This is a genomic window from Clostridium sp. 1001271st1 H5 (assembly GCF_005845215.1).
GTDB lineage: Bacteria > Bacillota > Clostridia > Lachnospirales > Lachnospiraceae > Enterocloster.
This window is the reverse complement of sequence record NZ_SPHO01000037.1, coordinates 1-26341: the sequence shown is the minus strand read 5'-3', so window position 1 is coordinate 26341 and position 26341 is coordinate 1. Positions and strand designations below refer to the sequence as shown.

The window sequence follows — 26341 nt, the reverse complement described above, 5'->3', positions numbered from 1 at the left end:
TCTTTCTGAGGAAATTTCTGCCTGAACCAGGCAATGCAAATACTGCTGACGTAAATAAAACCATTGAAATAAATAAGACTGTCATGAAATAGACTGTGTTGAATGTTGTTCCATTATGAAGGATTTTCCAGCAAATGTCAAGGGTGGATTTTAGTGGATTTTATGTATTTCACCCCCGATTTCCTTGACCTTCCATCCTATACATGGTAAAATAAATTTGGTTCAAATTTTTAAACCAAAGGAGGAAACGGCAGATGACAACTGCCCAGGAATTACAGAAACGTTTTCATGCCTGTATGCCGCTGTTCATTGCCCTGGGCGATGAGATGCGTCTGTCCATCATAGAGGTACTGACAGAGGAAGCCCTTGACAGCAGGCAGAACCCGGGTCCCATCCAGTTCGAGCACTACGGCCTCAATGTAAATGAAATCACCAGGCGGACCAGTCTTTCCCGCCCGGCCATTTCCCATCATCTCAAAATATTAAAGGATGCGGGCATTGTAGGTGTACGTCAGGAAGGAACGGCCAATTTTTACTACCTTACCCTCAGGGAATCCAACCGGCGGCTGATGGAGCTGGGCTACAGACTGGAGGAATTCCTGTACTGACAGCCTGTATTAAAATTGAATTCCATTGACCGCACATGCATAAGATGCCGTTTTCCAGATATACTATTTCTATCAATATCTGGGAGATGAAGCATATGTTTGACATCATGAAAGCAGTCAGGGAGACAGCTGCCGCCAGGGCCACCGTGACCAGGGCGCGGCGTCCCAGACCTGAGCTCATCCGCCTGCGCGTGGAAATCGAGCGCACCAAATGCGCCATCGATGCCGCCAGGAACCACTTTGAGCAGGCCGTGGACCCCACCCTGATAGACTGCTATATCTACGAACTGAACGCGGCACAGCTGCGCTACCAGTTCCTACTGCGAAAATTTAAAAGCCAGGAGGATTAGTACTCACCGTACTATCCCCCTCCGGGCGCTGTAAAATATGACTACATAAAGATTGCGAGGAAAACAACATGAGTACCTGGTATGAGCGGGGTGTGTTTTATCACATGTATCCCCTGGGAATGACGGGAGCCCCCAAACACAATGATGTAACCGAAGTAACCAACCGTTTTGAAGAATTAGACAAGTGGATACCCCATATCCGGTCCCTGGGCTGCAACGCCATCTACATAGGCCCGCTTTTTGAATCCACCAGCCATGGATACGATACCAGGGATTATAAACTGGTGGACCGGCGTCTGGGAGATAATGATTCCTTCCGGAAATTTGTGGACCAATGCCACCAGGCAGGCGTCAAAGTGGTTGTGGACGGCGTGTTCAATCACACGGGACGCGAATTTTTCGCCTTTAAGGATATACAGGAAAAACGCTGGGATTCCCCTTACAGGGACTGGTACAAGGGTGTTAACTTTGACTGGCAGAGCCCCTGCGGCGATTCCTTTGGATACGAAGCCTGGCAGGGACATTTTGAGCTGCCCTGCCTGAACCTCTTCAACCCGGATGTAAGGTCCTATCTCTTTGATGTCATCCGGTTCTGGATTGATACATTTGACATTGACGGAATACGCCTGGACTGTGCCAATGTGCTGGACTTTAACTTCATGAAGGAAATGCGCAGCCAGACAGAAACCATGAAAGAAGATTTCTGGCTCATGGGCGAGGTGATTCATGGGGATTACAGCCGGTGGGCATGCAGTGAGATGCTTCACTCCGTCACCAATTATGAACTGCACAAAAGCCTTTACTCCGGCTTTAATGACCACAACTTCTTTGAGATTGCCCACAACGTAAGAAGGCTGGAGGCCATTGGACGCCAGCTCTACACCTTTGTGGACAATCATGACGAGGACAGGATTGCCACTAAACTAAAACTGAAGGAGCACCTGTTCCCCATATACCTGTGCCTCTTTACACTGCCCGGCATTCCATCCATCTATTACGGCGGCGAATGGGGTATTGAAGGAAAACGCACCAACACCAGCGATGAAGCGCTGCGTCCTGCTGTCTCCATGGACCAGGAAGGTGAGCTGCACTGTGAGCTTACGGACCTGATTGCACAGCTGGGACAGATACACGACCAGCAGGAGGCGCTGCACACAGGCCGCTACCAGGAACTGCTGCTGACCAACCGCCAGTATGCATTTGCCAGGCATGGTGAGGATTCTGTCATCATTGCAGCGGTAAACAATGACGATGACCCGGCCGAACTGGTTATCCCTGTTCCGATTCAGGCCGGTGAAGCAGTCAATCTTCTGGAACCCGGAGACCTCCTCCCCATTTCTGATGGGAAGGTCCACATAAAATTAAAGGGCAACTGGGGAGCTGTCCTGAAAGTCAAGGGAGAGAACTGATATGGTAGCTAAAAAACGCACTGCAGCATCTTCAAAGAAAAAGGCTTCTTCCACAGGTTTTATATCTGATTTGGACTGCTATCTGTTCGGAGCCGGCACACATTACGATATTTATCAGAAATTAGGAGCACATCCCAGGACATACAAGGGAAAGGAGGGCATCTACTTCGCTGTCTGGGCCCCTCATGCAAAGGAGGTCCATCTGGTTGGTGACTTCAACAACTGGAATCCGGAGGCCAATGCCATGGAGCGAATCTCCGAATCCGGCATCTGGGAGATTTTCAGTCCGGGCATGAAGCTGGGAGAGCTTTACAAATTTGCTATCACCACCCAGTCCGGCAAGATTCTCTATAAGGCGGACCCCTTTGCCTTCAGTGCGGAATACCGTCCCGGCACAGCCTCTGTCACAGCTGATATCCAGGGCTTTTCCTGGACGGACAGCGCATGGATTGAGAAGCGGACCCAGGCCGATGTGCAGAAGCTGCCCATGAGCATCTATGAGGTGCACCTGGGTTCCTGGCGCAAGCGGGACAGGCCGGAAAAGGACGGATATTATACATATACAGAGGCAGCCCATGAGCTGGCAGCCTATGTAAAGGAGATGGGGTATACCCATGTGGAGCTGATGGGGATTGCAGAGCATCCATTTGACGGCTCCTGGGGATATCAGGTGACAGGATACTTTGCCCCCACTTCCCGCTATGGCACGCCGGCTGAATTCATGTATTTTGTAAACTACCTGCATAAAAACGGCATAGGCGTCATTCTGGACTGGGTTCCGGCCCACTTCCCCAAGGATGCCCATGGCCTGGCTGATTTTGACGGCGAGCCACTCTTTGAGTATGCGGATCCCAGAAAGGGGGAGCACCCGGACTGGGGCACCAAGGTGTTTGATTACGGTAAGAATGAGGTGAAGGATTTCCTCATCAGCAATGCGCTTTACTGGGTGGAACAGTACCATGTGGACGGACTCAGGGTGGATGCAGTTGCATCCATGCTGTATCTGGATTACGGACGCCAGGAAGGCCAGTGGGTTCCCAACAAAAACGGAGGCAACCAGAACCTGGAAGCCATTGAATTCTTTAAGCACCTGAACACAGTGGTCCAGGGCCGCAACCACGGTGCCCTTGTCATTGCCGAGGAATCCACTGCATGGCCAAAGGTAACGGAGCATCCCGAACAGGACGGACTGGGCTTTACCTTCAAGTGGAACATGGGATGGATGCACGATTTCCTGGAATACATGAAGCTGGACCCATATTTCCGCAAATATAACCACCACCGCATGACCTTCGGACTCACTTATTTTACCAGCGAAAACTATATCCTGGTCCTTTCCCATGATGAAGTGGTCCATCTGAAATGCTCCATGATTAATAAGATGCCCGGCCTTGGCAGGGACAAGTTCTCCAACCTGAAGGCCGGCTACACCTTTATGATGGGCCATCCGGGAAAGAAGCTCCTGTTCATGGGACAGGATTTCGGCCAGCTTCATGAATGGGATGAAAAGGTTTCCCTGGACTGGTATCTCACGGATGAGGATGACCACAGGGAGCTTCAGAGCTATGTAAAGGACCTGCTCCATCTGTACAAAAGGTATCCCTCCCTTTACCGCCAGGACAATGACTGGAACGGCTTCCAGTGGATTAATGCCAATGACGGCGACAGGAGCATTTTCAGCTTTATCCGCAGGGATGAGACAGGAAAGAAAAACCTGCTGTTCATTATCAGCTTTACGCCGGTGGAAAGACCGGATTACCGGGTGGGTGTTCCCAAGCGCGGCAGGTATACCCTGCTTCTGGACAACCACGGCGCTTACAAGGCAGCGGAAGCCCCCTGCTTCTCATCCTCAAAAAGCGAATGCGACGGACAGCCCTACTCCTTCTCCTATCCTCTTCCTGCATACGGTACTGCCATCTTCCGTTTTTAAGAAATATTATCTTTTTAGGGCCTAAAAGTACGTTAAAAATTTATCAAATTGGGTATGTACTTTTCAGTCATGTTGTAGTAGAATAAAGGCAGTGCGATGGATTACCTGTCGCAGCACCGTTTATAATGTGTGGAAGGAGAGTATAATTATGGCAAAACAATTAATTTCCAGTAGCGAAACAAAATCCGTTTACCGTGACGGAAACACTGCCATCAAGGAATTCTGCGAAGGCTTCCCAAAAGCCGAGGTTCTGAATGAAGCCCTGTGCAACGCACGTGTGGAAACCATTGAGGCCCTGAATGTTCCTAAGGTTCTGGGGGTATCTGTAATCGATGGCAAATGGTCTATTACCAGGGAATTTGTGGAGGGCAAAACCCTTCAGCAGCTGATGGAAGAAAATCCTGACAAGACAGGGGAGTACCTGGAGCAGATGGTTGATTTACACCTGCTGATTTTTGCACAGGCCTGCCCGCTGTTAAACAAGCTGAAGGAAAAGACCATCCGCGCCCTTAAATCCGAAGAACAGCTGGATGAAAACCTGCGCTACGAGCTGCTTACAAGGCTGGACGGCATGCCAAAGCACACCAAGCTGTGCCACGGCGATTTCTGCCCATCCAACATCATTGTAGGCGACGACGGCAAGTGGTATCTGGTTGACTGGGTACATGCTTCCCAGGGCAACGCAAGTGCCGATGTGGCCAGAACGTATCTGCTCCTGAGCCTGAAGGATAAGAAGATAGCTGATATGTACATGGACCTGTTCTGTGAAAAAACGGGCACAGAAAAGCGTTATGTACAGGGCTGGCTTCCCATCGTGGCAGCTTCCCAGCTGGCTTACAAACGTCCCGAGGAAAAGGAACTGCTGGAAAGCTGGATTAACGTATTTGATTATCAGTAAAATCCGCCTGCACATGGAAAAAAGAGGCGCCGGAAGATATCTTCCGGCGTCCTTTTTCTTAAAATCATCATGGTCATAATAACCAACAAACACGGTTTATTCTGCAATATTTTCAAATATTTTACAATTTCTTCGTGAAATATTTATCAGAATTCTTCATTCAAATTATACTTCCTCTTCAAAATCAAACTCCTGGGACATGTCCTCTGTGTCCACGGACGGCTTCTCCGACTTGTATTCAGCCCTCTTGACCGGGAATGACACCACGGCCTTAAACAGGTCCCCGTCTATGATGACCTGGAATTCGCCGCCCTGAAGCTGAGTCAAATCCTTGGATATGGACAATCCCAGGCCGCTTCCCTCCGTGGCTCTGGACACATCCCCTCTGACAAAACGCTCGGTCAGCTCATCCGGGCTGATGTTCAGCGATGATTCAGAAACATTCTTAATGGTAAATATGGCCTTGCCGTCCTCGTCCAGCACATCCACATAGACCCGGCTGTGTTCCATGGCATATTTCACCGCATTGGTATAGAGGTTTTCCAGGACGCGCCACAGGCGGCGTCCGTCGGCCTGGATGATAAGCACCTCATCAGGTATGTTGGAAACCAGCTCCAGCCTGCGTAGGGCAAACCGCTCTTCAAATTCACCATTGGTCTGCTGCACCAGCTCCACCAGGTCAATATCCGATATATCCAGCTTCATATTGCCTGAGCTGGCCTTGGATGCCTCCACCAGGTCCTCTGTCAGGGTCTTTAACCGCTGGGACTTCTGGTCCAGCACTTCCAGGTAGGCCGCAATCTTGGGGTCCTGTATTTTCTCCCGCTTCAGCAGGTCCACGTAATTGATGATGGATGTGAGAGGAGTCTTAATGTCATGGGACACATTGGTTATCAGGCTCGCCTTCAGCCGCTCGCTCTTAACCTGCTCCTGGATTGCTGAATCCAAACCGCTGCTGATATTGTTGAGATGCTCTGCCATCTGCCGTTCCTTGCCGGACAGACGGGCAGTATCAATCTGATAGCTGGTATCCCCCTGGGAGATGCTGCTGACCGCCATGTCCAGAACATCCCTCTGCACTGACTTCTTAAACAGCAGGTGGTATATCCACCCATCCAAACCCAGATACAGAACCACAAATACGTAAAACATAATCTGGTAGCTCAGTTTATCGCCCTTATAGAAAAAGAGGAAAATCAATCCCCACAGCATGCCAGCGTTAAATCCCAGAAACAGCAGGTAGCAGAACCCGGTCCCCACTGCATAGCTGACCCTTCCCACATAGTCCCTGGATGCCTCCAGCGCCCTTTTTGCAAGGCTGTTGCTCCACAAGGTCCTGGCCTTATACCTGCGCAGCAAATCAAAACCGCACAATACAACGCTCCCGTACACAATGACCAGTTTAATCATCTTATTCCAGTAATTCCATTGTTCATTGGGAGCAAACAGGCTGAACAGGCGGATTCCCACATATCTTCCTATATGGATGAACACCGCTGTTGCAGCGGCCCACAAAATCAGACAGAGCTCCGTGTGTATCTCATCAATGGGGAACAGGCGTATCTCCGTGCTTCCGTCCGTGGTATGGCCTGACATAAGCATCAGCATAGCCAGTGTGACCACACATCCCAGGCTGCCCAGTATAACGCTGCCCATGCCCATGATGAACTCGTTTCTGGCCTCTTTATATGCCTTGGCCTCTATGGAGTATGCATCCGTGTTGGGATAGCTTGTATCCACGGACAGGACCATATAGTTCTTATCGTTCTTATAGGGATTCCATATCTCCAGGAGTGTGGCTGCATTGGCAGGAACCGTGGCCATATTGGTATCCATGCGGATGGTATTTCCCGGAACGTAGAGATACTTTCCCGTACCCACTATCTCCTCCATGGTCTTATCCGGCACATTGGTGGACACCTTGATATCACCCTTATCACTCTTGTACTCGATACGGAAGTTCAGGTTCGTGTCGTTTTCTATGTAATTATAATATATGGTATAATATTCACTCAGATGGACCAGTATGTCCAGGGCTAAATCCTCCATGGTCATCCGGGGCGCCTCGCCCGCATCCGCATCCACAAAATCCGGGTTATAGCTCTGGAAGTCAACGGTTATCTCTTCCTCGTCATCATCCATGGAAATGGGCGATCCGGCCAATTGGAAATTCTCATCCAGATAATAACCCCTGGTCTTGATATAGCGCACAATCCGGTCCAGGGTCCACTCCGTCCCCTGCTCCCCAGGGCCATTGCTGACCCTTACGATGACCTTATGCATATCCAGCTTACCGTTGGTCTCGAACATATCCTTATAACCCACATAGGTAAATATGCGGTCGATATCCTCTGTCAGCTGCTTGTCAAACTGGGGAGAATCCTCATATGCATCCTCGTATATCCACTTTACACCTTTTCCGTAATTGGAATTAAGGTACATGGCGCTGATTCCAAACACGGACATGGCCACAAAGATAATGTGGAACAGGGTCAGTATCTGTTTTCTCCGTCTGAATTTCCTCTTCTCATCTGTCATACAACCACCTACTGCTTTTCGATCTTATAGCCTACACCCCATACCACCTTCAGGTACTTTGGCTCCCTCGGGTTAATCTCTATCTTCTCACGGATATGGCGGATGTGTACTGCCACGGTATTATCCGCCCCAATGGCCTCCTCATTCCATATCTGCTCATAAATCTCATCAATGGAGAACACCTTGCCGGCATTCTTCACCAGCAGCAGCAGGATATTATACTCAATGGGCGTCAGCTTGATGGCATCGCCGTCCACGGTTACCTCTTTATTGTCATCATTAATCTGAAGTCCGCCGCACTTATAAATCTGTCCGTCCGCCTGCTGGTTCAGGTTCCCAAGCTGGGTATAACGGCGCAGCTGGGACTTGACCCTGGCCACCAGCTCCAGGGGATTAAAGGGCTTTGTGATATAATCGTCAGCCCCGATATTAAGTCCCAGAATCTTATCCGCATCCTCGGACTTTGCGGAGAGAATGATAATGGGGATACTGCTGTTCTCCCTGACCTTCAAGGTGGTGCGGATGCCGTCCAGTCCCGGCATCATCACATCCACAATGAGTAAATCCACTTCATTATTATCCAGATACTCCAGTGCCTCATAGCCGTCATAGGCTTTGATTACCTTAAATCCCTCCCCTGTCAGATAGATATCAATGGCCTCCACAATCTGCTTGTCATCATCACATACCAGTATGGTCTGCATCACCAAACGCCCTCCTTTTTATATTCCACTGCCATTATGTTTGTTAGAAAATCCTCCATGCACAGATGAAGTTGTTGGCCCACCACTGGCTCAGGCTTCTGTGCACCACCCGTCCGTTACTGGAAGAAGCGTCAATGACAGTGCCCCCTCCTGCCGCAATACCTACATGGCCCCTTACCACCACAATATCGCCGGCCTGGATGTCGTTAAAGTTTGTAATCTTTGTGTATCGGCCCACATTCCTCCAGCCGGAAGAAGTCAGGTAGCTCTGGTTCACGCCCACCTGGTTGAGACACCAGTATACAAAGCCGGAACAGTCAAACGCATTGGGTCCCTTAGCTCCCCATACATACGGCGACCCCAGTTTCGATGAGGCAACGGATATAAGGGCGGATGCGCCTCCGCTTGCCGGTATGCTCACAGGCGGCGTGGTATTGCCGGAAGGCTTGCCCGCATTGCCGGAACCGCCGTTGTTTCCGGCGTTTCCGCTGTTTCCGGAATTATTAGGCCTTGCGGTGGTGCCGGAACCGCTGGAATTTGCTGCCGGCCGCCTTACATTATCGCTGGTCAGCTTAGCCATGGTCTGTAGGCCCACCAGGCCGTCTGATGTCAGTCCGTTGCGGGACTGGAAGTTTCTGACTGCATTCTCCGTGGCCTCGCCGTAATAACCGGTCACATTGCCGGAAACAAGATATCCATGCTTGTTAAGAAGCTGCTGCACCTTGGTGACCGCATCGCCGCGCTCGCCCAGCATCAGGCCGTTGGCCCTGGCGTCAGGGCTGTTTAACGCAATCCTGGTGGATGGTCCCAGATAGCCGTCCACCACCTGGTCGTTCCTGGCCTGGAACTGCTTGACAGCCACAACCGTGTCCTCACCGTAAGCCCCGTCCGGAGTGGTGGTCAGATACCCCAGCTCCTTAAGGCGCTCCTGGCAGGCCAGGACCACATCGCTCTTCTCGCCGTAAGAGAGGAAGTTAGGTTTAATCTCATCACTGTACAGAAGGTTGATGGTCCTCTGGCCCACCTTTCCGTCCTGCTCCAGTCCGTTGACCTCCTGGAGCTTTAACACGGCTGCCTCTGTGGAGTCGCCGAAGTTGCCTGTAACCAAATCAGCCGTTGCCAGGTATCCCAGCTCATAGAGGCGGTGCTGGATACGTTCGATGTCATCGCCCTGGGTTCCCTTGGACACCGCATAGTACTTGGCGTCCGGGGACATGATGGCATCCCAGGTCACATTGCCCACGATACCGTCCGTAGGCAGCTCGTTCTGTCTCTGGAAATGCTTTACCGCCTGCTGGGTCATCTCACCGAAATAGTCCGTAGGCTCATCATTGTCCATAAATCCCAGGTCCATCAGGCGCTGCTGCAGTCTCTTGATGATTTCATGGCGCACCCCAATCCTCAGGTACTCAGGTGCCGGCTCCGCATCCGGCAGGTCAATGTCATTCAGTCCCGGCAGCACCTGTCCGTCCAGGCCCAGCTGGGCAATGGTCTCAGGTACGGCCTGTATAATATTGACCTCCGAAGGGGTGGCATCCCCCACCTCTGATGACGATTCCTTGGCGCAGCCCCCCAGTATAACGCTGAGGGTCAGCACACCCACGGCTGCTGTATATGTAACATATTTTCTGTATTTTGAATTCATGAAGAACATATCCTTCCTGCTTCTTCTTATGTCAAAAAGCTCAAATCAAATTCATTCTAACACATTTCTTAAGGAATAGCGATACAAAAATTAAGGTCGTAAGAAAATTGAAAGTACTATAAAATAACCCTTCCCAGTTTATAAAAAAAGGCAAAACAGCAGAAAAAGGCGCCTGCACCACGGTACCCACCCCTTGGTGCAGACGCCTTCTCCTGCTGTATCTGCATTTACTTTCCGTCCCTGAGCTTTTTTCCGCTCCGCCCGAATCTGCGCCGCTTAAAAAAGGGAACCTTGGCCGCTGCCGCCTCTGCCTGTCCGCCTTTCTGGTAGCTTCTCAATGTCTCGTCCAGCTGGCGGAAGCGTTCCTCCTCCTTCTGGTCCGAAGCCTGGAACAGGAATTCCAGTTCCTTGCCCATCTTCTCATTGACCAGACAGCTGATATCCTGGCTCAGCTTCTCATTGTTCACTTCCAGGGCACGTCCGATAATCAGGTTCATAATCTGCTGGAACTGTTCCATCTTTTCTTCCATGGCGACCACGGACACGCCGTCGCCCTTCACCGTACTGAGGGAGGTTCCGCTGTCCTCCTCCTTAAATTCCTTAAGAGCCGCATTCATGTCGCGCTCCAGGATTTCATCGGACAGCTCGCCCTGGGCCTTGCCGTCCTTTTTCAGGACCTGGTTCAGCGCATGCTTGATTGCCTTCAGCTGATACCCCTTCTCCTTCAGGTTCTTGACCTGCTTGAACAGGCGGATATGTAAATCCGTATAGTACCGGTGCCCCATCTCGTTACGGGGAATATCAAGTTCCAGCTCCTCTTCCCAGTACCTTAATACATGGGCCTCCACATCGACCTTTTTGGACGCGTCCGATATCAGATAATGTACTTCATCCATAGCCATTCTCTCCTTCACAAGTTAACAGGCATTTCCTGCCTTAGTATTAGTGTATGCATTGAGAATGGATATTATGACAGGCGGTGAAAATTTTATGTTCAAATACCCTCTAATCCTGTCCGCCGCCCTGAGGTCTGGCAGCGTTGACGAACTTGGTGTACTCCGGCTTCCATATCAATGTAACGGTTCCGATGGGGCCGTTACGCTGTTTGGCTATGATTACTTCCGCCTCGTTGGGATGCTCCGTATCCTTATTATAATAATCGTCACGGTACAGGAACATAACCACATCGGCATCCTGCTCAATGGCACCGGACTCACGAAGGTCGGAAAGCATGGGCCTGTGGTCCTGCCTGGTCTCACAGGCCCGTGAGAGCTGGGACAGGGCAATGACCGGGGCATGGAGTTCCCTGGCAAGGGCCTTCAGGGAACGGGAGATATCGGAAATCTCCTGCTGGCGGTTGTCGCCTCCGCCCTTCTTGCTGCCGCTCATGAGCTGCAGGTAGTCGATGATTACAACGCTGAGCCCGTACTCCAGCTTCATCTTCCTGCACTTGGAGCGAAGTTCTGATATGGAAATACCCGGGGTGTCATCGATTATCAGCTTGGAATTTCCTATAACGCCAATGCCCTCCACCACTGCGTCCCAGTCAGAATCCGTCAGGGAGCCGGTCCTCAGCTTCTGGGAATCCACATTGGACTCCATGGAAAGCATACGGTTCACCAGCTGCTCCTTGGACATCTCCAGGCTGAACACCATGCAGGGCAGGCTCTTGCGGACCGCCACAAAATCCACCACGTTCAAAACAAAGGCCGTCTTGCCCATGGAAGGGCGGGCTGCTATCAGAATGAAATCCGAAGGCTGGAAACCGGAAAGCTTATAATCCAAATCAATGAAGCCGGACGGAATACCTGTAACGGTTCCCTGGTTCTTATAGGCGTCTTCAATCTTCTCCAGCACGTTGATGGCTACCTGTTTGATGGGCACAAAATCCTGTCCCCCCCGGTTCTGCAGCAGGTTAAAGACAGATTTCTCCGTGTCTGCCAGTATGTTCTCCAGGGGCTCCTTTCCCGCGTAACAGGTATTGGCAATCTCCTCCGTGGTCTTAATCAGCCTGCGCAGCACTGCCTTCTCGCTTACAATGGTGGCATAGGACCTTACGTTGGCAGATGTAGGCACCATGGTCACGATATCCCGGACAAAATCCAGGCTGCTCACCTCGGGAGGCACATCCTTTTCCTTCAGACGGTCCTGGAGTGTTACCAGGTCCACGGGCTTGCCTTCATTAAACAGCTCCACCATGGCGTCGAACATAATGCCGTACTGCTGCTGGTAAAAATCACTTCCCGTAACAATCTCCGATGCGGCAATCACTGCCTCCCTGTCCATAAGCATGGAACCAATGACCGACTGTTCCGCCTCCAGACTATGGGGCAGCACCCGCTTAATCAGGGCTTCTTCCATATTCTCGTCTCCTGTATCTGAATCTATGAGACCCGCCTGATTAGGCGGGTCCTCTGTCTGCGCTATGATTTTATGCTTCCACTACCTTGACAGCCAATCTGGCCGTCACATCCTTATGAAGCTTAATCGGTACCTCAAAGCTGCCAATGGACTTGATGGGGTCATTCAGCACAATCTTTTTCTTGTCAATGTCAATTCCCAGCTGGTCCCCAATGGCTTTGCCGATTTCCTTGGAGGATACGGAGCCAAAGGCCCTTCCGCCCTCTCCTGCCTTGATGGTCAGTGTCACGGAGGAAGCGTCCAGCTTTGCTCCCAGCTCCCTGGCTGCTGCCAGCTGCTCTGCCGCAATCCTGTCATCGTTTGCCTTCTTAAGCTTTAAATCATTCAGATTCTTGGAATTAGCTTCCGCCCCAAGCTTCTTGGGCAGTATGAAGTTCCTGGCATAGCCGTCATTCACATTCACAATCTGACCTTTTTTTCCTAATGACTTTACGTCTTCCAGTAATACTACCTGCATGTCTCATACTTCCTTTCTGTTTCTGTGTCTGTCCGCATCCCTTATCAGGATACCTCGCCTTCCTCCAGCATCTGGCGGATAACGTCCTTCAGCCGCTCCTTTGCCTCTTCCACGGTCACGCCCTTCATCTGGGCGCCTGCTATGGTGCGGTGTCCACCGCCTCCCAGCTTCTCCATCATGACCTGGACATTGACCTCGTCAATGGACCTGGCGCTGAAATATATGGTTCCGTTATAATCCGTAAGCACTACCGAAGCCTTCATACCGCGGATTTCCAGAAGCTCGTTGGCTGCCTGGGCCCCGATAATGGTGGGACTCTCCAGTCCTTCGGCTGAGCATTCGCTGATGGCGAAAGCATCCATAAACACCTCGGCCTTTCTGACTGCGTCCGCCTTTGCCTGATAATCCTTCATATTCTCCCTGAAAAGCTTGCGCACCCTGGTTATGTCAGCGCCGCTTCTCCTCAGAAATGCCGCTGCCTCAAATGTCCTGACACCGGTCTGATTGGTAAAGTTCTGGGTGTCAATGACAATACCGGCATACATGGCGTCTGCCTCAGCAGATTTGATTTTAATACCGTCCGCAATATATTGCAATACCTCAGCCACCATTTCGCAGGTAGACGAGGCATATGGCTCTACATAGGAAAGCACTGCGTTATCTATGATTTCACTGCTGGTCCTGTGATGGTCTAAGACCACAATGGTCTTCACCATCTCCAGAAGGGCCGGTTCATCCGTAATGCTGGGCCGGTTCACATCCACGATGACCAGCATGGTTCCCTGGTCCACCAGCTCAGCTGCCCTGGGACCTGTGAGCAGCATGTCCTCAGGATATTCTGCATTTCCCATAAAGCGCTCCATCATAGGGCGCACTGACGAGGTCACTTCATTGACCACAATATTGGCCTTCTTGTTCATGGACATGGCAATGCGGTATATACCCACCGCTGCACCAAAGGAATCAATGTCCGCCAGACGGTGTCCCATAATAAGGAGCCGGTCCTTGTTCTCCATCAGCTCCCTGAGGGCATGGGCCTTTACCCTGGCCTTCACCCTGGTGGTCTTCTCCATCTGCTGGGCCTTGCCGCCGTAATACTGAATCTTATCCGAGTCCTTGACCACCGCCTGGTCACCGCCCCGTCCCAGGGCCATGTCAATGGAAGTCCTGGCATATTCATAATTCTGGCTGTAGCTGTCGCCGTTCATGCCGATACCGATACTTAAGGTCACGGACATGTCGTTGCCTATGTTCACTGTCTTTACATCCTCCAGGATGGAAAAACGTTCCTCCTGTATCCTGGCCATGTACTGCTGCTTGATGGCAAAGAAATACTTATCCTTCTCAATCTTCTTTACAATGCCGTTCATGCCGGAAATATATTTGCTTATCTTACGGTCTATGAGGGCGGTCAGAAGGGAGCGCCGGACTTCCTCCACGCTTTCCAGAGCCTCGTCATAGTTATCCAGGTAAATCAGTCCCGCCACCAGCTTCTGGTCGTTAATCTGCTGCATGTACTTAAGCGTCTGAGTCTCATCCAGCAGATAGATGGCCGTGACGGATGAGCCCTGGCCTTCCAGCCCTCCCGCAGTCACTGCCGCATCCAGGCTGTCCACCATGACCTGCTTTAAATCAATCCGGAACTTCCTATCTCCCAGGGAACTGTGAAGACTCACAACCTCCCCGCCGGTAGCCAGCATTTCCTTTGTAATCTCAGGAAACATGGCCGTAATATTCTTATATGAATTCTTGTCTTCTTCCAGGATTGCCGCAAACTCCCGGTTCATCCACAACAGATGTCCGGCGCCGTCTGCCACCGCATAGGGCATCAGCATCTCTTCCAGCAGGTTCTGCCTGCTCTGGTCATAAGCGGAAGAAAATGCAATAAGCCCGGCAAGTATGCCTCTTTTTCTTGAAAAATACAGCCAAAGGGCAATCCCTATATAGACAATGGTAAAGACCGATACTATAATGCCGGCTTTTATGGATACCGCTGCCACCACAGCAGTCAGTACGATTAAAAGGACCGACAAAAAGAGCGGCCACTGCAGGTAGACCTTGAAAATCCCCCGCGTCCTTCCTTTATCTTTCATAGTCTGCCTCCATTCGTATCCAGAAATCGGAATACGCCTATCTTAGTTAGTATAACATATCCGGCCTCATTCGTCCATAAAAATGAGATTTTGCCAGCAATGTGCCAGCAATTTCCCATGGAGCCCAAGGCATAACAAGCGTAAAAAGAAGGCAAAAAGATGAACATTGTAACGCTTTTTGTTGATAAAGAACCATGCCTATGATAGAATCTAAGCTGTATTACCTGACTATACCACACCAAGGAGGATATACGTATGAAACAGCGCAACATTGTAGTATGCATCTTGCTGAGCCTGGTTACCTGCGGGATTTACGGCATCTATTGGATGATTGTATTGAACGACGATACCAATGCGCTTTCCGGCAGGCAGGGTACAAGCGGTGGACTGGTTTTCCTGTTCTCACTGATTACCTGTGGGATTTACGCCCTTTACTGGATGTACCAGATGGGCAATGCAGTTGAGATACTCCATGACCAGCATGGTGAGCCAAGGGGAAGCGCACCGGTGGTCTATCTGCTTCTCAGCCTGTTCGGACTGGGCATCGTGGCTTACGCCCTGCTTCAGAATGAGCTGAACAAGTATCTCCCTAATGCGTAAACGTCTTCGGACATTATGCATAAAAACAGGCGGGCTCCTGGGAGCCGGCCTGTTTTATGCATTTATCTGTATTCTGGCCGGACATCCCCTGATTCCCTGCCTGTTCCATACGGTCACCGGACTGTACTGTCCCGGCTGCGGCGTAAGCCGTATGTGCCTGTCCATTCTCAGTCTGGACTTTGCATCTGCTTTTAAGGCAAATGCTGCCGTCTTTCTCCTGCTTCCTCCGGGACTGGTCATGGCTCTCCGGATGGCTGTGCGGTATGTAAGGACCGGAAACACCCGCCCCACGCAGGTGCAGACCTGTGTGTTTTATGTGATGGTTGGGGTGCTGCTTGTGTTTGGGGTGGTGCGGAATCTTCCGGGGTTTGAGGGGCTGCGGCCTTAAACCGCTGCAAATCTGAGCGGCGGCAGCCGCGATACGCCCCTTCTTACTCAGCCTTACTGCCTGCTCAGTATATCCTCTGCCTCGTCTTCCCCATAACCCAGTTCTCTCAGTATCTCCGCCGAGTGCTGTCCTACCAGCGGCGGCGCCATATCATACTTAATAGGTGTTTTGGTATACCGGATTGGTGTAGCCACCACACCGATTTCTCCCAAGGACGGATGCTGCATCTTACGTATGTTCCGGTTATGGATGACCTGTGGGTCCCTGAGCATTTCCTCAAATGTATTCACCTGGGCACACCACACATCATAGGAGAGCATGTATTCCACCCAGTAATCCTGTGTATTCTGTTTTATCTTTTCTTCCACCACAAGCCGTATGTCATCCCTGCTGTTAAATGCCTCTTCCAAATCTGTAAACCTGGCCAGTTCCGGTGCATTCAAAAGTTTTGACAGCTTTTCCATAGGAACCACCCCCAATGCAATATATTTATCATCCGATGTCCTGTAAATGCCGTAAGGCGCTCCATTCCACGGTGCAGCCAGTCCTGTCCTGCTTCTTCTGAAATCCGGTCTGGGATTCAGATTCATATAAGCACAAATTTCCTCCTGCTGGAATGCGATGGTACTGCTGAGTAAATCCACATCTACCTCCTGCCCCTCTCCCGTTGCCTTTTTGTGATATAGGGCTCCCAATATGGCAATACAGAGATACAGGGCTGTGGCGGCATCGGCCACCGAGGTAGCCACTGCCGTAGGAGAATCCTCCTTACCGTTCATCATCACCAGTCCGGACATGGACTGGGCCAGCAGGTCCTGCCCCGGCCTGGTCACATAAGGACCGGTTAGCCCGTAGCCACTATTGGAACAGTAGATGATGCCCGGATTTATCTTCTTAAAATCCTCATATCCGTATCCCAGCCGTTCCAGAACCCCAGGACGGAAATTCTGCACCACCACATCTGCCTCCTTTGCCAACTTATAGATAACCTCCTTCGCCTCAGGCGTTTTTAGGTTAAGTCCCAGACTCCGTTTATTGCGGTTCATGGCCAGAAAGAAAGGACTGTCCCCCTCCTGGGTGAACTTCCCGAATGTGGCAAAACTGCGCTCCAAATCCCCCCCTTTGCTCCGCTCTACCTTAATAATATCCGCCCCCATATCTCCTAAAATCTGCGTTCCCATGGGACCTGCCTTGTATTGTGTAAAATCTAAAATCCTGACTCCTTCCAACAACTGGCTCATGCTTTTCCCCTCCTGTTAACAGCCTTTAAATACCGGTTCTCTCTTTTCAATAAATGCCCTCTGCCCCTCCTCCTTATCCTCGGTGCTAAAGGTTATGTAAACTAATTCATTCTCATAGTCCAGTCCCGCGTCCAGTCCTATATTCTGTGATACCCTGACCGCTTTTTTTATTACCTGGGCTGCAATGGGTGCCTTAGATGCAATCAGTCCTGCCATATCGTAAGTAGCTGTCTCCAGTTCCTGGGGTGTCCCATAGAGACGGTCCACCAGTCCCATATCCTTAGCCTCACTGGCTGTGTAGGTCTTACCCGATATGAGCATTTCCGCTGCCAGCCCCGGTCCCACCAACCGCGGAAGAATCTGGCTTGCGCCTCCTCCCCCAATCCAGCCATGATTAATCTCAGGGGCTCCGAATCTTGCGGACTCTGACGCATAGCGCATATCTGCGCTGATAGCCATTTCCAGACCGCCGCCCAGGCAATAGCCGTTTACCATGGCTATGACAGGCTTTCGAATCAGACGGATGGAGGTGGGATAATCCTTTTGGCGGTTGTGAAAATCCCAGGGAGTATCATACGTTACCAGCTTCTTGATATCGCTGCCCGAACAAAAAACCTTGTCCCCTCCGGTCACAACCACAGAACGGATATCCATATCAGCGTTGATTTCCTCCACGCACTGATACAGCTGCACCATCATATCCGGTGTTATGGCATTCATTTTCTCCGGTCTGTTAAAACGGATGGTCGCCACATGTCCCTGTTTCTCGTATGTAATAGTTTCCATTTTATGCCTCGCTTTCCTATATCCTGAATGTCTCAGGATTTTCATCCTGAATCACTTTCTTTTTTAAAAATTCCTCTATCTCCTGTTCCGTATATCCATATTCCCTTAATATCTCATGATTGTGTTTTCCCAGAACAGGGGGAGCAATACGGTATGTCACCGGCGTATCGCTGAAACGGATTGGATTGCTCACCACCTGTACCTCTCCGTAATCCTCACTTTCCATGGTGCGGAACACCTCCATGTGCCTCACCTGCGGATTCTCCACAACCTGCGGATACGTCAGCACCTCCCCGCACCACAAGTCCTTTTCCTGAAGGACCTGTATCCATTCCTCTGTGGTCCTGGTTTTTAAGACCTCTGCCGCCAGCCGGAAAATCTCATCTCTGTGCAGTTGTCCGTCCTCCCATGTCTTAAATCTGTCCAGCTCCGGACACCCCAAAGCCTTTGCAAGCTTGTCAAACGGAGCCATTGCCAGTGCCAGATAGCTGTCCTTTGTCCTGTGTATCCCATAAGGACTGTTAATCAAGGGATGCGCCAGGAGTTCCTTTGTCCGCTCCGGAAGCTGGCCTGAGTTCAGATAGGTAGTATATTCCTGAGTCTGTACCTCTATAAGGCTGGACAGCAAATCCACAGACACCATCTGGCCCTTTCCTGTTTTCTCCCTGGAGTAAAGAGCAGCCAGTATGCCTTCCACTGCATTCTGCCCTGCCATGGCATCCGCCACAAAAGTCCCCAAAGGAATGGGAGGTTCCCCGTCCCGTCCTGCATTCCAGGTAACACCCGAGAGGCCCTGTATCAGCAAATCCTGACCCGGTCTGTCCTTATAAGGCCCATCCTGACCATAACCGGTAACAGAACAATAAACCAGTCTTCTATTTTCTAATTTTAGGGTATCATAATCCAAACCCAGACGTTTGTGGACAGACGGCCGGAAGTTGCTTATAAATATATCAGCCTTACCAATCATCCCCAGAAGAATTTGTTTTCCTTCAGCGGATTTAAGGTTCAGGGTAAGGCTTCGTTTATTACGGTTAGCGCTAATAAAGGAAGTATTCATATACTCACTTACCCAGCCGTTTCCGATTGGACGTATCCTGGTCCACTCCCCATAACCCAGGGGCTCTACCTTTATCACATCCGCCCCCATGTCTCCCAACCTCTGGCTTGCCACGGGCCCGGCCATATGGTGGGAAAGATCAATAACCTTCAGTCCTTCCAACGGCATATCCATGCACTTATCACCTCTGCTTTTTCAGTTTTTCAAATAATGCCTGAAGACAGCTCACTATCTCCCCCGGCTTCTGCCTGTCCTTTAAACCCTGATTCAAAATAAGACCTGCCATCTCCTGAAACCGGTTATACCCCCCATATCTCGGGCGGAGATAGCTGAGTCTGAGAGTATCCAGCGTATCCAGGAAAAAACCGTGGCAGTCTCTGTTAACCGCCTCATCCGTCCAGGCTCCCAGATAACCCGGCTGACCTGCATTCTCATAGTAAATTCCCCTCTGGATATCATCCTGAGCAGCAAACCTGACAAAATCTGCGGCAATTCTTTTATTTTTACAACCGGAAGACACTGCCAGTCCCACTCCCCCCAGGAGCGCTCCCGAAGGTATTTGTGTAAAGGATGGGATATTGGTAAACCGTATCAGCTTTCTCCCGAAAGGGGGCGTCCGTGCATAGTTGGAATATCCAAAAAGCAGCGGTACATAGCAGACTTCATCAGTGAGAGCCATATGCTCCAGCATTTGTATGGGATTCATATCCAGGGAAGCCGGGTAAACCAGTTCCGATAATTCCCGGAGAAGTTCCACTGCCTGCAGCGCAGCCTGGTATTCCACACCTGATTCCCTGCATATTACCCCGTCACCCCTTATATTGGCGCATATGGTGAGAAAGCTGCAGTACACGTCTGTCTGGCACAGGGGGAATCCTACCCAGCCAGCCCTTTTCCTGTCCTTTGCCAGATTTTTAACCTCATCCCAATTCCTGGGCGGCAAAATCCCTGCCATAAGGTCCGGCCTGTAAGCGCTGATTTGGGCGGCCGCATCCACGGCCAGCGCCCACTGGCAGCCATTCATCTGATAGCTCTCAAAGCTGCGTCCTACCGAATTTTTCTCCTGGTCTTCTAAAAATGCCTGGTCCAGCCACTGATTCAGGGGAATCAGAGCGCCGCCTTCCACTGCACTGCCAATATGAGGATGGTCCAGCATAATTAAATCATAATTCTCTGCCAGAAGAGTTACCGGGTAGTCTCCAAAGTCCTTTAATGAACGTACATCCCAGTGTAACTTCACATCTGTGCAGTTCCTTGAAAATGCTTTTGACACCGCCCCAATGGATTCATATCCTCTGGGATGGTTCCAGGTAATACCTTTCAAACATATCTTTTCCTTCACTCGAATCACACTCCGTACATCATGTTAGGCAGGAAGGTTATAAGCTGTGGAATAAAGACACACAGCAGGATAACTGCTATCTCTCCCATTACAAAGGGCCATACTGCCCTGGCTGCCTGGGCAATGGATATTTTTGCAATTCCGCAGCATATGAACAGCAGAACCCCAACCGGCGGCGTCACAGCTCCCACAAGCAGCATCATGATAATACAATCTGCAAACTGTACCGGATGCCAGCCATACTGTGCAATTACAGGCAAAAATACAGGAATCAGGATAATCATGGCAGCTGTTCCGTCCATAAAGAATCCCAGGAAGAACAGGAACAGCAATATGAGAAGGAATATGACAGTGCCGTTGCCGGATACTCCCAAAAGGGCATTTACAACCATCTGCGGAAACTGAGCCCTGGCAAGTATCCATCCCAGGGCCTGGGCTGACGCCAGAACAAACATGGTGCTGGCTGTTGTCAGGGCAGCGCTGAGGAATATGCGGAACAGGTCTTTTAGATGAAGTTCTTTCATCAGGAATCCGGCAATCAGCGCATACACCACCGCTATGCATCCTGCCTCCGTGGTTGTAAATACGCCAAACAAGATACCTCCCAGCACAATGACTGGCATGACAAGAGCCACCAGCGACTGCCGGAAAGCCACTGCAATCTCCCGCAAAGATTTTTTAGCCTCCGCCTTATACCCTCTCTTGCAGGATATGACATAGGCAACTCCCATCAATGTAATGCCAATCAGGATTCCCGGTATAACACCGCCCATGAACAGGGCACCGATTGACACGCCTGCCATGGAACCATAGATAATCATCATGATACTTGGCGGAATAATAGGTCCTATGGTGGAGGATGTAGCTGTTACCGCCACGGAAAAGTCCGCATCATAGCCGTCTTCTATCATAGCAGGAATCAGCATGGAGCCAAGGGAAGCACTGTCTGCCGCAGCTGCTCCGGAGATTCCTGCAAACAGCATAGATGCAAGGATGTTCACATGGGCCAGTCCTCCCCTGATATGCCCCACCAGAGCACTGCAGAAGTTAACAATTCTCCTGGTAATTCCGGCACTGTTCATCAACTCCCCTGCCAAAATAAACAAAGGAATCGCCATCATGCTGAAGGAATCAATGGTTACGAACATTCTTTGGGGCACCACCGTAAGAGGCACCGTGGTATTTCCTGCAAACAGGGCCACAAAGCTGGAAAAGCACATTCCCACAGCAATAGGGCATCCTAAAATCAAAAGTGCAAGAAATGTAATCATCAAAATACTCAGCATCACTCTACCTCCCCTTTTTCATTCAGCTCCGGATTAATATAACTGTGGTAGGTAATATGGTTGGTAAGTGTGGTGTACAGATTTCTCAACCCGTCAATAGCCAGTACAGCTCCGCCCAGGACAATACCGGCATAAATATACTGGTAGGGAAGCCTGAGAGCCGGTGAGGTCTGCCCCACTGCTCCACAGGCAAACTTACATCCGAAATATGTAATCAGTATACCGGTCACCACCACGATACCGTCCAGAACTGCCTGGTAATACTTCTGTACCTTTTTAGGCAGTATTTTAATGACAATATCAACTGCTGCATGTTTTTTCTCCAGCACGCATACGCCTGCCCCCAGGAACACCATCTCAACAAAGAGATACCGGCAAAGCTCCTCTGACCAGGTGAGGGACGAGTTTAATACAAACCGGCAGATGACCTGTACAAATGCCAGTCCTACAAATCCAACGGAGCAGGCTATCATAAGCAGATTTACTGTCATATCGAATATTCTGAAAAACCGATTCATTGTCAACCTCCTTCTATATGTAGAATCCGCTTTCCTTCATCGGTATGAAGGAAGCGGATTTCATTAAAACTAATATTCCATGCTGCTGACCTGGTCCACATACTCCTTGCCGCCCACCATGTCGTAGTACTTTTCATACAATGGCTGGACAGCAGCAGCAAACTTCTCCTGTTCGCCGTCATCCAGGCTGTTGATGGACAATCCTGCTTCCACCAGCTTTTTCTCATACTCAGCTTCACTTTCCTGTGCCACCTGATTGTTATATACAACTGCATTTGCCGCAGCTTCCTCCAGTATCTTCTTCTGGTCTTCGCTGAGACGGTCATAAGCATTCTGGGAAATAAAAAGAACAGAGCCGGCAAAAATGTGATTGCTTTTTGCACCGTATTTAATAGCCTCATAGGTTCCATTGCTCCATGTAGACTCCGGGTTTACCTCATATCCCTCCACAACCCCGGTCTGCAATGCGGTGAACAAATCCCCAAATGCCATGGGCGTGGGATTGGTTCCCAACAGTGTAAATGTCTGGGTGTATACATCTGACTCAGGCGTACGTATCTTAAGGCCAGATAAATCATTCAGTGTCTTTACCTCTTTATTGGTAGTCCAAATCCAACGGAACCCCTGGTCGAACAGTCCCAGCACTTTAATCTTACTGGAGTTCTCCAGCTTCCCAAATACCTGTCTTCCTAAATCGCTGTTCCCGTAGGCATGTACATGGTCATAATCCTTAAATATAAAAGGAAGTGAAAATATTGCAAAACTGTCATCAAAGTTCTGCATGACAGCACAGGATACCCATGCCATATCCACGGTACCGGCCATTACGCCCTCCGCCAGGTCTCTTTCATTGCCCAGCTGGCTGTTCGGATAGTAGGTAACCTTAATGCTGCCGCCGGATTTCTCCCCAATCTCCTCCACCATGGCTTTCATGGAAAGATTACAGGCGCATCCATCCGGCTGTGCGTCCGCAAGGCTCAGCTCCAGCACCTGTCCCGCCGGTGCTGCTGTCTCTGCAGATGCCTCTGCTGAGCTTTCGCCGTTTCCGGCCGGCGCCGCTGTTGTCTTATCCGGTGCAGATGAACCGCATCCTGCCAGCATACTGCCGATAAGTGCTGCTGTTAAAATTGTAGATACCACTCTTTTTTTCATTTGATTGTAACCCCCTTCTGTAAAATACTTGTTTTTAGGTTTCGCTGCCAGCTTGTGTGGCATAGGTCCATTATATAAAGATTTCGTTAAGAAAATAAATGCCCCTTTTTTCACATAATGTTCTCAAATTTTATTCATCTACTCCTGTTTCGTAAAAAATGGTAATAGAATCTAAAAAATTGTCTCTTGCCAACTATATAAGGATGTATAATACCCTGGATATCTATAATAATAAAAAAGACATTGCCCCGGAATTTTTCATCCCTCTATGCGGCAATGCCCTCTCTCCATCTCCTTATTTACTGTTCCCTGAACGTTCCCGGAGATATCTCTTCATATTTTTTAAATACCCGTATAAAATTCTTGGCGCTGGAAAATCCGGTTTTAAATCCCACTTCTTCGATGGTCATTTCCGTCATCTGCAGCAGCAGTTTGCTTCTCTCAATGCGGTAACGGTTCAGGTACTCGATAAAATTTGTCCCTGTCTCTTTCTTAAACTGAGTGCTCATATAACTTTGGCTGATTCCCAAAAACTCAGATATGGCTGAAAGGGAAAGATTCGACTCACTGTAGTGTTCCTCAATATATTGACGGGCTCTCTCCACATATCTGCGTTTTAACTTACGGGAGCTGGATTTGATTCCATCTATTGCCAGGCTGTTAAAGCGTTCCAGCTGTGACTGGAACCTTTCCCTGTCACCCAGAGATGCAAAAAGCTGCGTTCTCTGATTGTAGAGTTCTTCCCTGTCAAATACATCAAGCGGTATCAGCTCCTTCATCACAGCCTCCCACCAATAAGCTGCAAACTCCTTCAACTCATCAGATGTATTTTTATGCTTAAGCAATTCCATAGCTGTCTTTTTAACCAGATTTCTTGCTTCCTCCTCCTCGCCGTTATCAATTTTCTCTTTTATAGTTGAAAATGTATTGCTTATCAGCTGCCTGTCCGGTTCGATGAGCGGAGTGTGAGCTTCCTCCTCCCTGTGATTCTGAAGGTAAATTTTATATTTTAAGTCCTGGCATATCAGCGAGAAATTCTTATAAAGCTCAGTGATACCCATGATATATCTGGAACTTCCCGTCAGAAGCTGGACAGGATAATCGCTGCATATATCCTGTATCTGCTGTTCCTGTTCCTCCTTCCAGCTCAGAATCTGCTTTGCCGACACCGTCTTTGGAAAACCCATAACAACAATCATATGACTGTTTTCCAGCATATGGACAAAACTGCATATATAGCGTCCTTCTGCGTATCGGATAATTTCCTGTTCCAGCCGATGCAGAAGGATATTGCACTCCAGCAGAGAGAACTCCCTATCCTCTGAGACCAGTGAAATGATTACCAGCGTATAATTCAGTCTGGTGCTGAATTCTGTTCCCAGTGCTGTAAAGGTTGCGTCCAGCGTTTCATTGTCAATCTCATGACCCAGCAGCAGATTACGGAATGTATCCGATATCATGGCAGGTTTTATATTCTGCAAAAAATGTCTCATCTCCTGATTGCGCATCACAGTATAGCTGACGCTTTTTTCCAGAAGTTCCAGTTCATTCTTTGAAACCGTCTCATCCCCGCTTTTTGCCACCTGATCTGCAATTCCTATCAGTTTGTGAATAGGAAGATACACACTTCTGGCCAAATAAACGGAAAACAGGATACAGAAAAATGCAAGTCCCAGCACAATGAGCAAAAGCCCGCCGTCAATAGCAGATACCTCCATCCGAAATAGGTCTGCATCAGTCCCTAATATATACTGCCAGCCGTTTTGCGCGGATACCAGTTTATAGTATCCGCCTTTCTCCCCTAGCGGAAAACCAGAGGTAACCGGCATGTCCGTTACTGCCTCCGGCGTAAGTTTCTCCGGATACCCTATCTGGGAAGGAAATACCGGGTATCCCTCCTTATCGTAAGTCCATATGGTATTTCCCTTCCCGGTTTCCCCCTTACCTTCTATGATGGAATTCAGATAATTTGAGTCAATCTGAAAAGCCAGCACCCCCAGTATTCTATCGTAAAAGACAGGGGCATACAGCAGCAGATACTGCGTCTTTCCTATGGATACAAACTGCTGTTCCCCCACCTGTGCATCTGCATTTCTGCAAAATTCCAAAAGCTGGTTTACCTGTCCTGTTCCCTTGTATTGTTCTGCCTTCACCGCTACCCCCTCACTGCTGTAGAAGGTATCATCGCTGGGAAGGTATAAAAAGGCACCGCTTACCAAGTCATTAACCAGTTTCACAGATTGCAGCTGGTACACAATATTGTAATTGCGTTCTGAATTCTTGATGTTAGGAGCTGTCATCACAGCTCTTATATATTCGTCCTTTGACAGCTGTACTATCTGGTTGGACAGATTATGAAGCTCCCTGTCTATACTCTCCTGGGTCTTTTCCAACACTGCAAAGGTCCTGATTCCCAATCTCTGTTCCACATTCTTACGCATAATATAACGGTTGTATGTGTAGAGCACCGCCAAAAGCAGTGATGAATAGAGCAGAAGGAAGATTAGAATCCTTACAAATACACTTTTAAACTTATATTTACCTACTAAATTAAATCTGGAACTTATTGCTTTGTCCTTTTCCATTCTTTTTCCACCCATTCCCGCACTGCCAGTTCGTCCATATATGTCCCTGTTTTATAGCAGAATTCTTTATTATTATAATAGACAGGAATGATTAAATCAACAATTCACCGCTATAATATGATGTTGTTTACAACATTCAGAGGTGAGGGGGTATTTGTATGATTTCTAATTGATATAGCAGTATTTAAAAAACAGAAGCCAGTTATTCTATGCCGGAAACAGCCGGTATACGGGCAATAAACGGGTGATAAATGTTCACAAAACCCGTCTTTGGGCTTTAACACCATAATTCTTTAGGGGCAATTCAACACATCATATATTTACAGTCAG

Annotated in this window: 22 protein-coding genes; 7 read left to right on the top strand and 15 right to left on the bottom strand. The window is 49.4% G+C overall.

Annotated features, from left to right (window positions below; all coding sequences use genetic code 11):
• The first annotated feature begins 254 nt into the window (after positions 1-254).
• The 5 genes from FGS84_RS29290 (at position 255) to FGS84_RS29270 (ending at position 5195) form a co-directional block, all read left to right on the top strand.
• Entirely contained in the window at positions 255-608 is a 354-nt protein-coding gene (locus FGS84_RS29290; RefSeq protein ID WP_138311708.1) for a metalloregulator ArsR/SmtB family transcription factor, read from the top strand.
• A 95-nt stretch (positions 609-703) separates the two neighbouring features.
• A complete protein-coding gene (locus FGS84_RS29285) occupies positions 704-958 on the top strand; it encodes a YaaL family protein (protein ID WP_227147096.1) in 255 nt (84 codons plus the stop codon).
• A gap of 68 nt (positions 959-1026) precedes the next feature.
• Entirely contained in the window at positions 1027-2367 is a 1341-nt protein-coding gene (locus FGS84_RS29280; protein ID WP_138311706.1) for an alpha-amylase family glycosyl hydrolase, read from the top strand.
• A gap of 1 nt (position 2368) precedes the next feature.
• The gene (glgB, locus tag FGS84_RS29275) at positions 2369-4297 is read left to right on the top strand and encodes a 1,4-alpha-glucan branching protein GlgB (RefSeq protein WP_138311705.1); all 1929 of its coding nucleotides are present in this window, start codon (positions 2369-2371) and stop codon (positions 4295-4297) included.
• A 148-nt stretch (positions 4298-4445) separates the two neighbouring features.
• A complete protein-coding gene (locus FGS84_RS29270) occupies positions 4446-5195 on the top strand; it encodes a phosphotransferase (protein WP_138311704.1) in 750 nt (249 codons plus the stop codon).
• Positions 5196-5360: 165 nt separating this feature from the next.
• Here FGS84_RS29270 and FGS84_RS29265 read toward each other — a convergent pair whose 3' ends face one another.
• From FGS84_RS29265 to FGS84_RS29235, 7 genes are all read right to left on the bottom strand, one after another.
• Positions 5361-7733 (bottom strand): HAMP domain-containing sensor histidine kinase, encoded by a 2373-nt coding sequence (locus FGS84_RS29265; RefSeq protein ID WP_138311703.1) that lies wholly within the window; start codon positions 7731-7733, stop codon positions 5361-5363.
• 8 nt (positions 7734-7741) lie between these two features.
• On the bottom strand, positions 7742-8437 hold the full coding sequence (locus tag FGS84_RS29260; RefSeq protein WP_138311712.1) for a response regulator transcription factor: 696 nt from the start codon (positions 8435-8437) through the stop codon (positions 7742-7744).
• 43 nt (positions 8438-8480) lie between these two features.
• On the bottom strand, positions 8481-10082 hold the full coding sequence (locus FGS84_RS29255) for a peptidoglycan-binding protein (protein ID WP_138311702.1): 1602 nt from the start codon (positions 10080-10082) through the stop codon (positions 8481-8483).
• A gap of 227 nt (positions 10083-10309) precedes the next feature.
• Entirely contained in the window at positions 10310-10978 is a 669-nt protein-coding gene (locus FGS84_RS29250) for a MerR family transcriptional regulator (protein WP_138311701.1), read from the bottom strand.
• Positions 10979-11087: 109 nt separating this feature from the next.
• Positions 11088-12443 (bottom strand): replicative DNA helicase, encoded by a 1356-nt coding sequence (dnaB, locus tag FGS84_RS29245; RefSeq protein WP_138311700.1) that lies wholly within the window; start codon positions 12441-12443, stop codon positions 11088-11090.
• 70 nt (positions 12444-12513) lie between these two features.
• The gene (rplI, locus tag FGS84_RS29240; protein WP_138311699.1) at positions 12514-12960 is read right to left on the bottom strand and encodes a 50S ribosomal protein L9; all 447 of its coding nucleotides are present in this window, start codon (positions 12958-12960) and stop codon (positions 12514-12516) included.
• 44 nt (positions 12961-13004) lie between these two features.
• Positions 13005-15053, bottom strand: coding sequence for a DHH family phosphoesterase (locus FGS84_RS29235; protein WP_138311698.1), 2049 nt, complete (start codon positions 15051-15053; stop codon positions 13005-13007).
• A 255-nt stretch (positions 15054-15308) separates the two neighbouring features.
• Here FGS84_RS29235 and FGS84_RS29230 point away from each other — a divergent pair, with 255 nt between their 5' ends.
• Together FGS84_RS29230 and FGS84_RS29225 are read left to right on the top strand one after the other, a co-directional pair.
• Entirely contained in the window at positions 15309-15653 is a 345-nt protein-coding gene (locus FGS84_RS29230) for a DUF4234 domain-containing protein (RefSeq protein WP_138311697.1), read from the top strand.
• A complete protein-coding gene (locus tag FGS84_RS29225) occupies positions 15646-16041 on the top strand; it encodes a DUF2752 domain-containing protein (protein ID WP_138311696.1) in 396 nt (131 codons plus the stop codon). Before FGS84_RS29230 ends, FGS84_RS29225 begins: the two co-directional genes overlap by 8 nt.
• A 53-nt stretch (positions 16042-16094) precedes the next feature.
• Here FGS84_RS29225 and FGS84_RS29220 read toward each other — a convergent pair whose 3' ends face one another.
• From FGS84_RS29220 to FGS84_RS29185, 8 genes are all read right to left on the bottom strand, one after another.
• Entirely contained in the window at positions 16095-17282 is a 1188-nt protein-coding gene (locus FGS84_RS29220; protein ID WP_138311695.1) for a CaiB/BaiF CoA-transferase family protein, read from the bottom strand.
• 15 nt (positions 17283-17297) lie between these two features.
• Positions 17298-18068 carry an enoyl-CoA hydratase/isomerase family protein gene (locus tag FGS84_RS29215; protein WP_138311694.1) on the bottom strand — a complete coding sequence of 257 codons (771 nt, stop codon included), beginning with the start codon at positions 18066-18068 and terminating at the stop codon, positions 17298-17300.
• 16 nt (positions 18069-18084) lie between these two features.
• Complete coding sequence (locus tag FGS84_RS29210; protein ID WP_138311693.1) at positions 18085-19302, bottom strand: CaiB/BaiF CoA-transferase family protein; 1218 nt, start codon at positions 19300-19302, stop codon at positions 18085-18087.
• Positions 19303-19309: 7 nt separating this feature from the next.
• The gene (locus FGS84_RS29205; RefSeq protein WP_171042744.1) at positions 19310-20452 is read right to left on the bottom strand and encodes an extracellular solute-binding protein; all 1143 of its coding nucleotides are present in this window, start codon (positions 20450-20452) and stop codon (positions 19310-19312) included.
• Between the two features lie 23 nt (positions 20453-20475).
• A complete protein-coding gene (locus FGS84_RS29200) occupies positions 20476-21756 on the bottom strand; it encodes a TRAP transporter large permease (protein ID WP_207671150.1) in 1281 nt (426 codons plus the stop codon).
• Positions 21756-22274, bottom strand: a complete 519-nt coding sequence (locus FGS84_RS29195) for a TRAP transporter small permease (protein ID WP_138311690.1) — start codon at positions 22272-22274, stop codon at positions 21756-21758. The genes FGS84_RS29200 and FGS84_RS29195 overlap by 1 nt, the downstream gene beginning before the upstream one ends.
• Positions 22275-22343: 69 nt before the next feature.
• Positions 22344-23426 carry a TRAP transporter substrate-binding protein gene (locus FGS84_RS29190; protein ID WP_171042743.1) on the bottom strand — a complete coding sequence of 361 codons (1083 nt, stop codon included), beginning with the start codon at positions 23424-23426 and terminating at the stop codon, positions 22344-22346.
• A gap of 299 nt (positions 23427-23725) precedes the next feature.
• On the bottom strand, positions 23726-26011 hold the full coding sequence (locus FGS84_RS29185; RefSeq protein WP_171042742.1) for a helix-turn-helix domain-containing protein: 2286 nt from the start codon (positions 26009-26011) through the stop codon (positions 23726-23728).
• Positions 26012-26341: the final 330 nt, after the last annotated feature.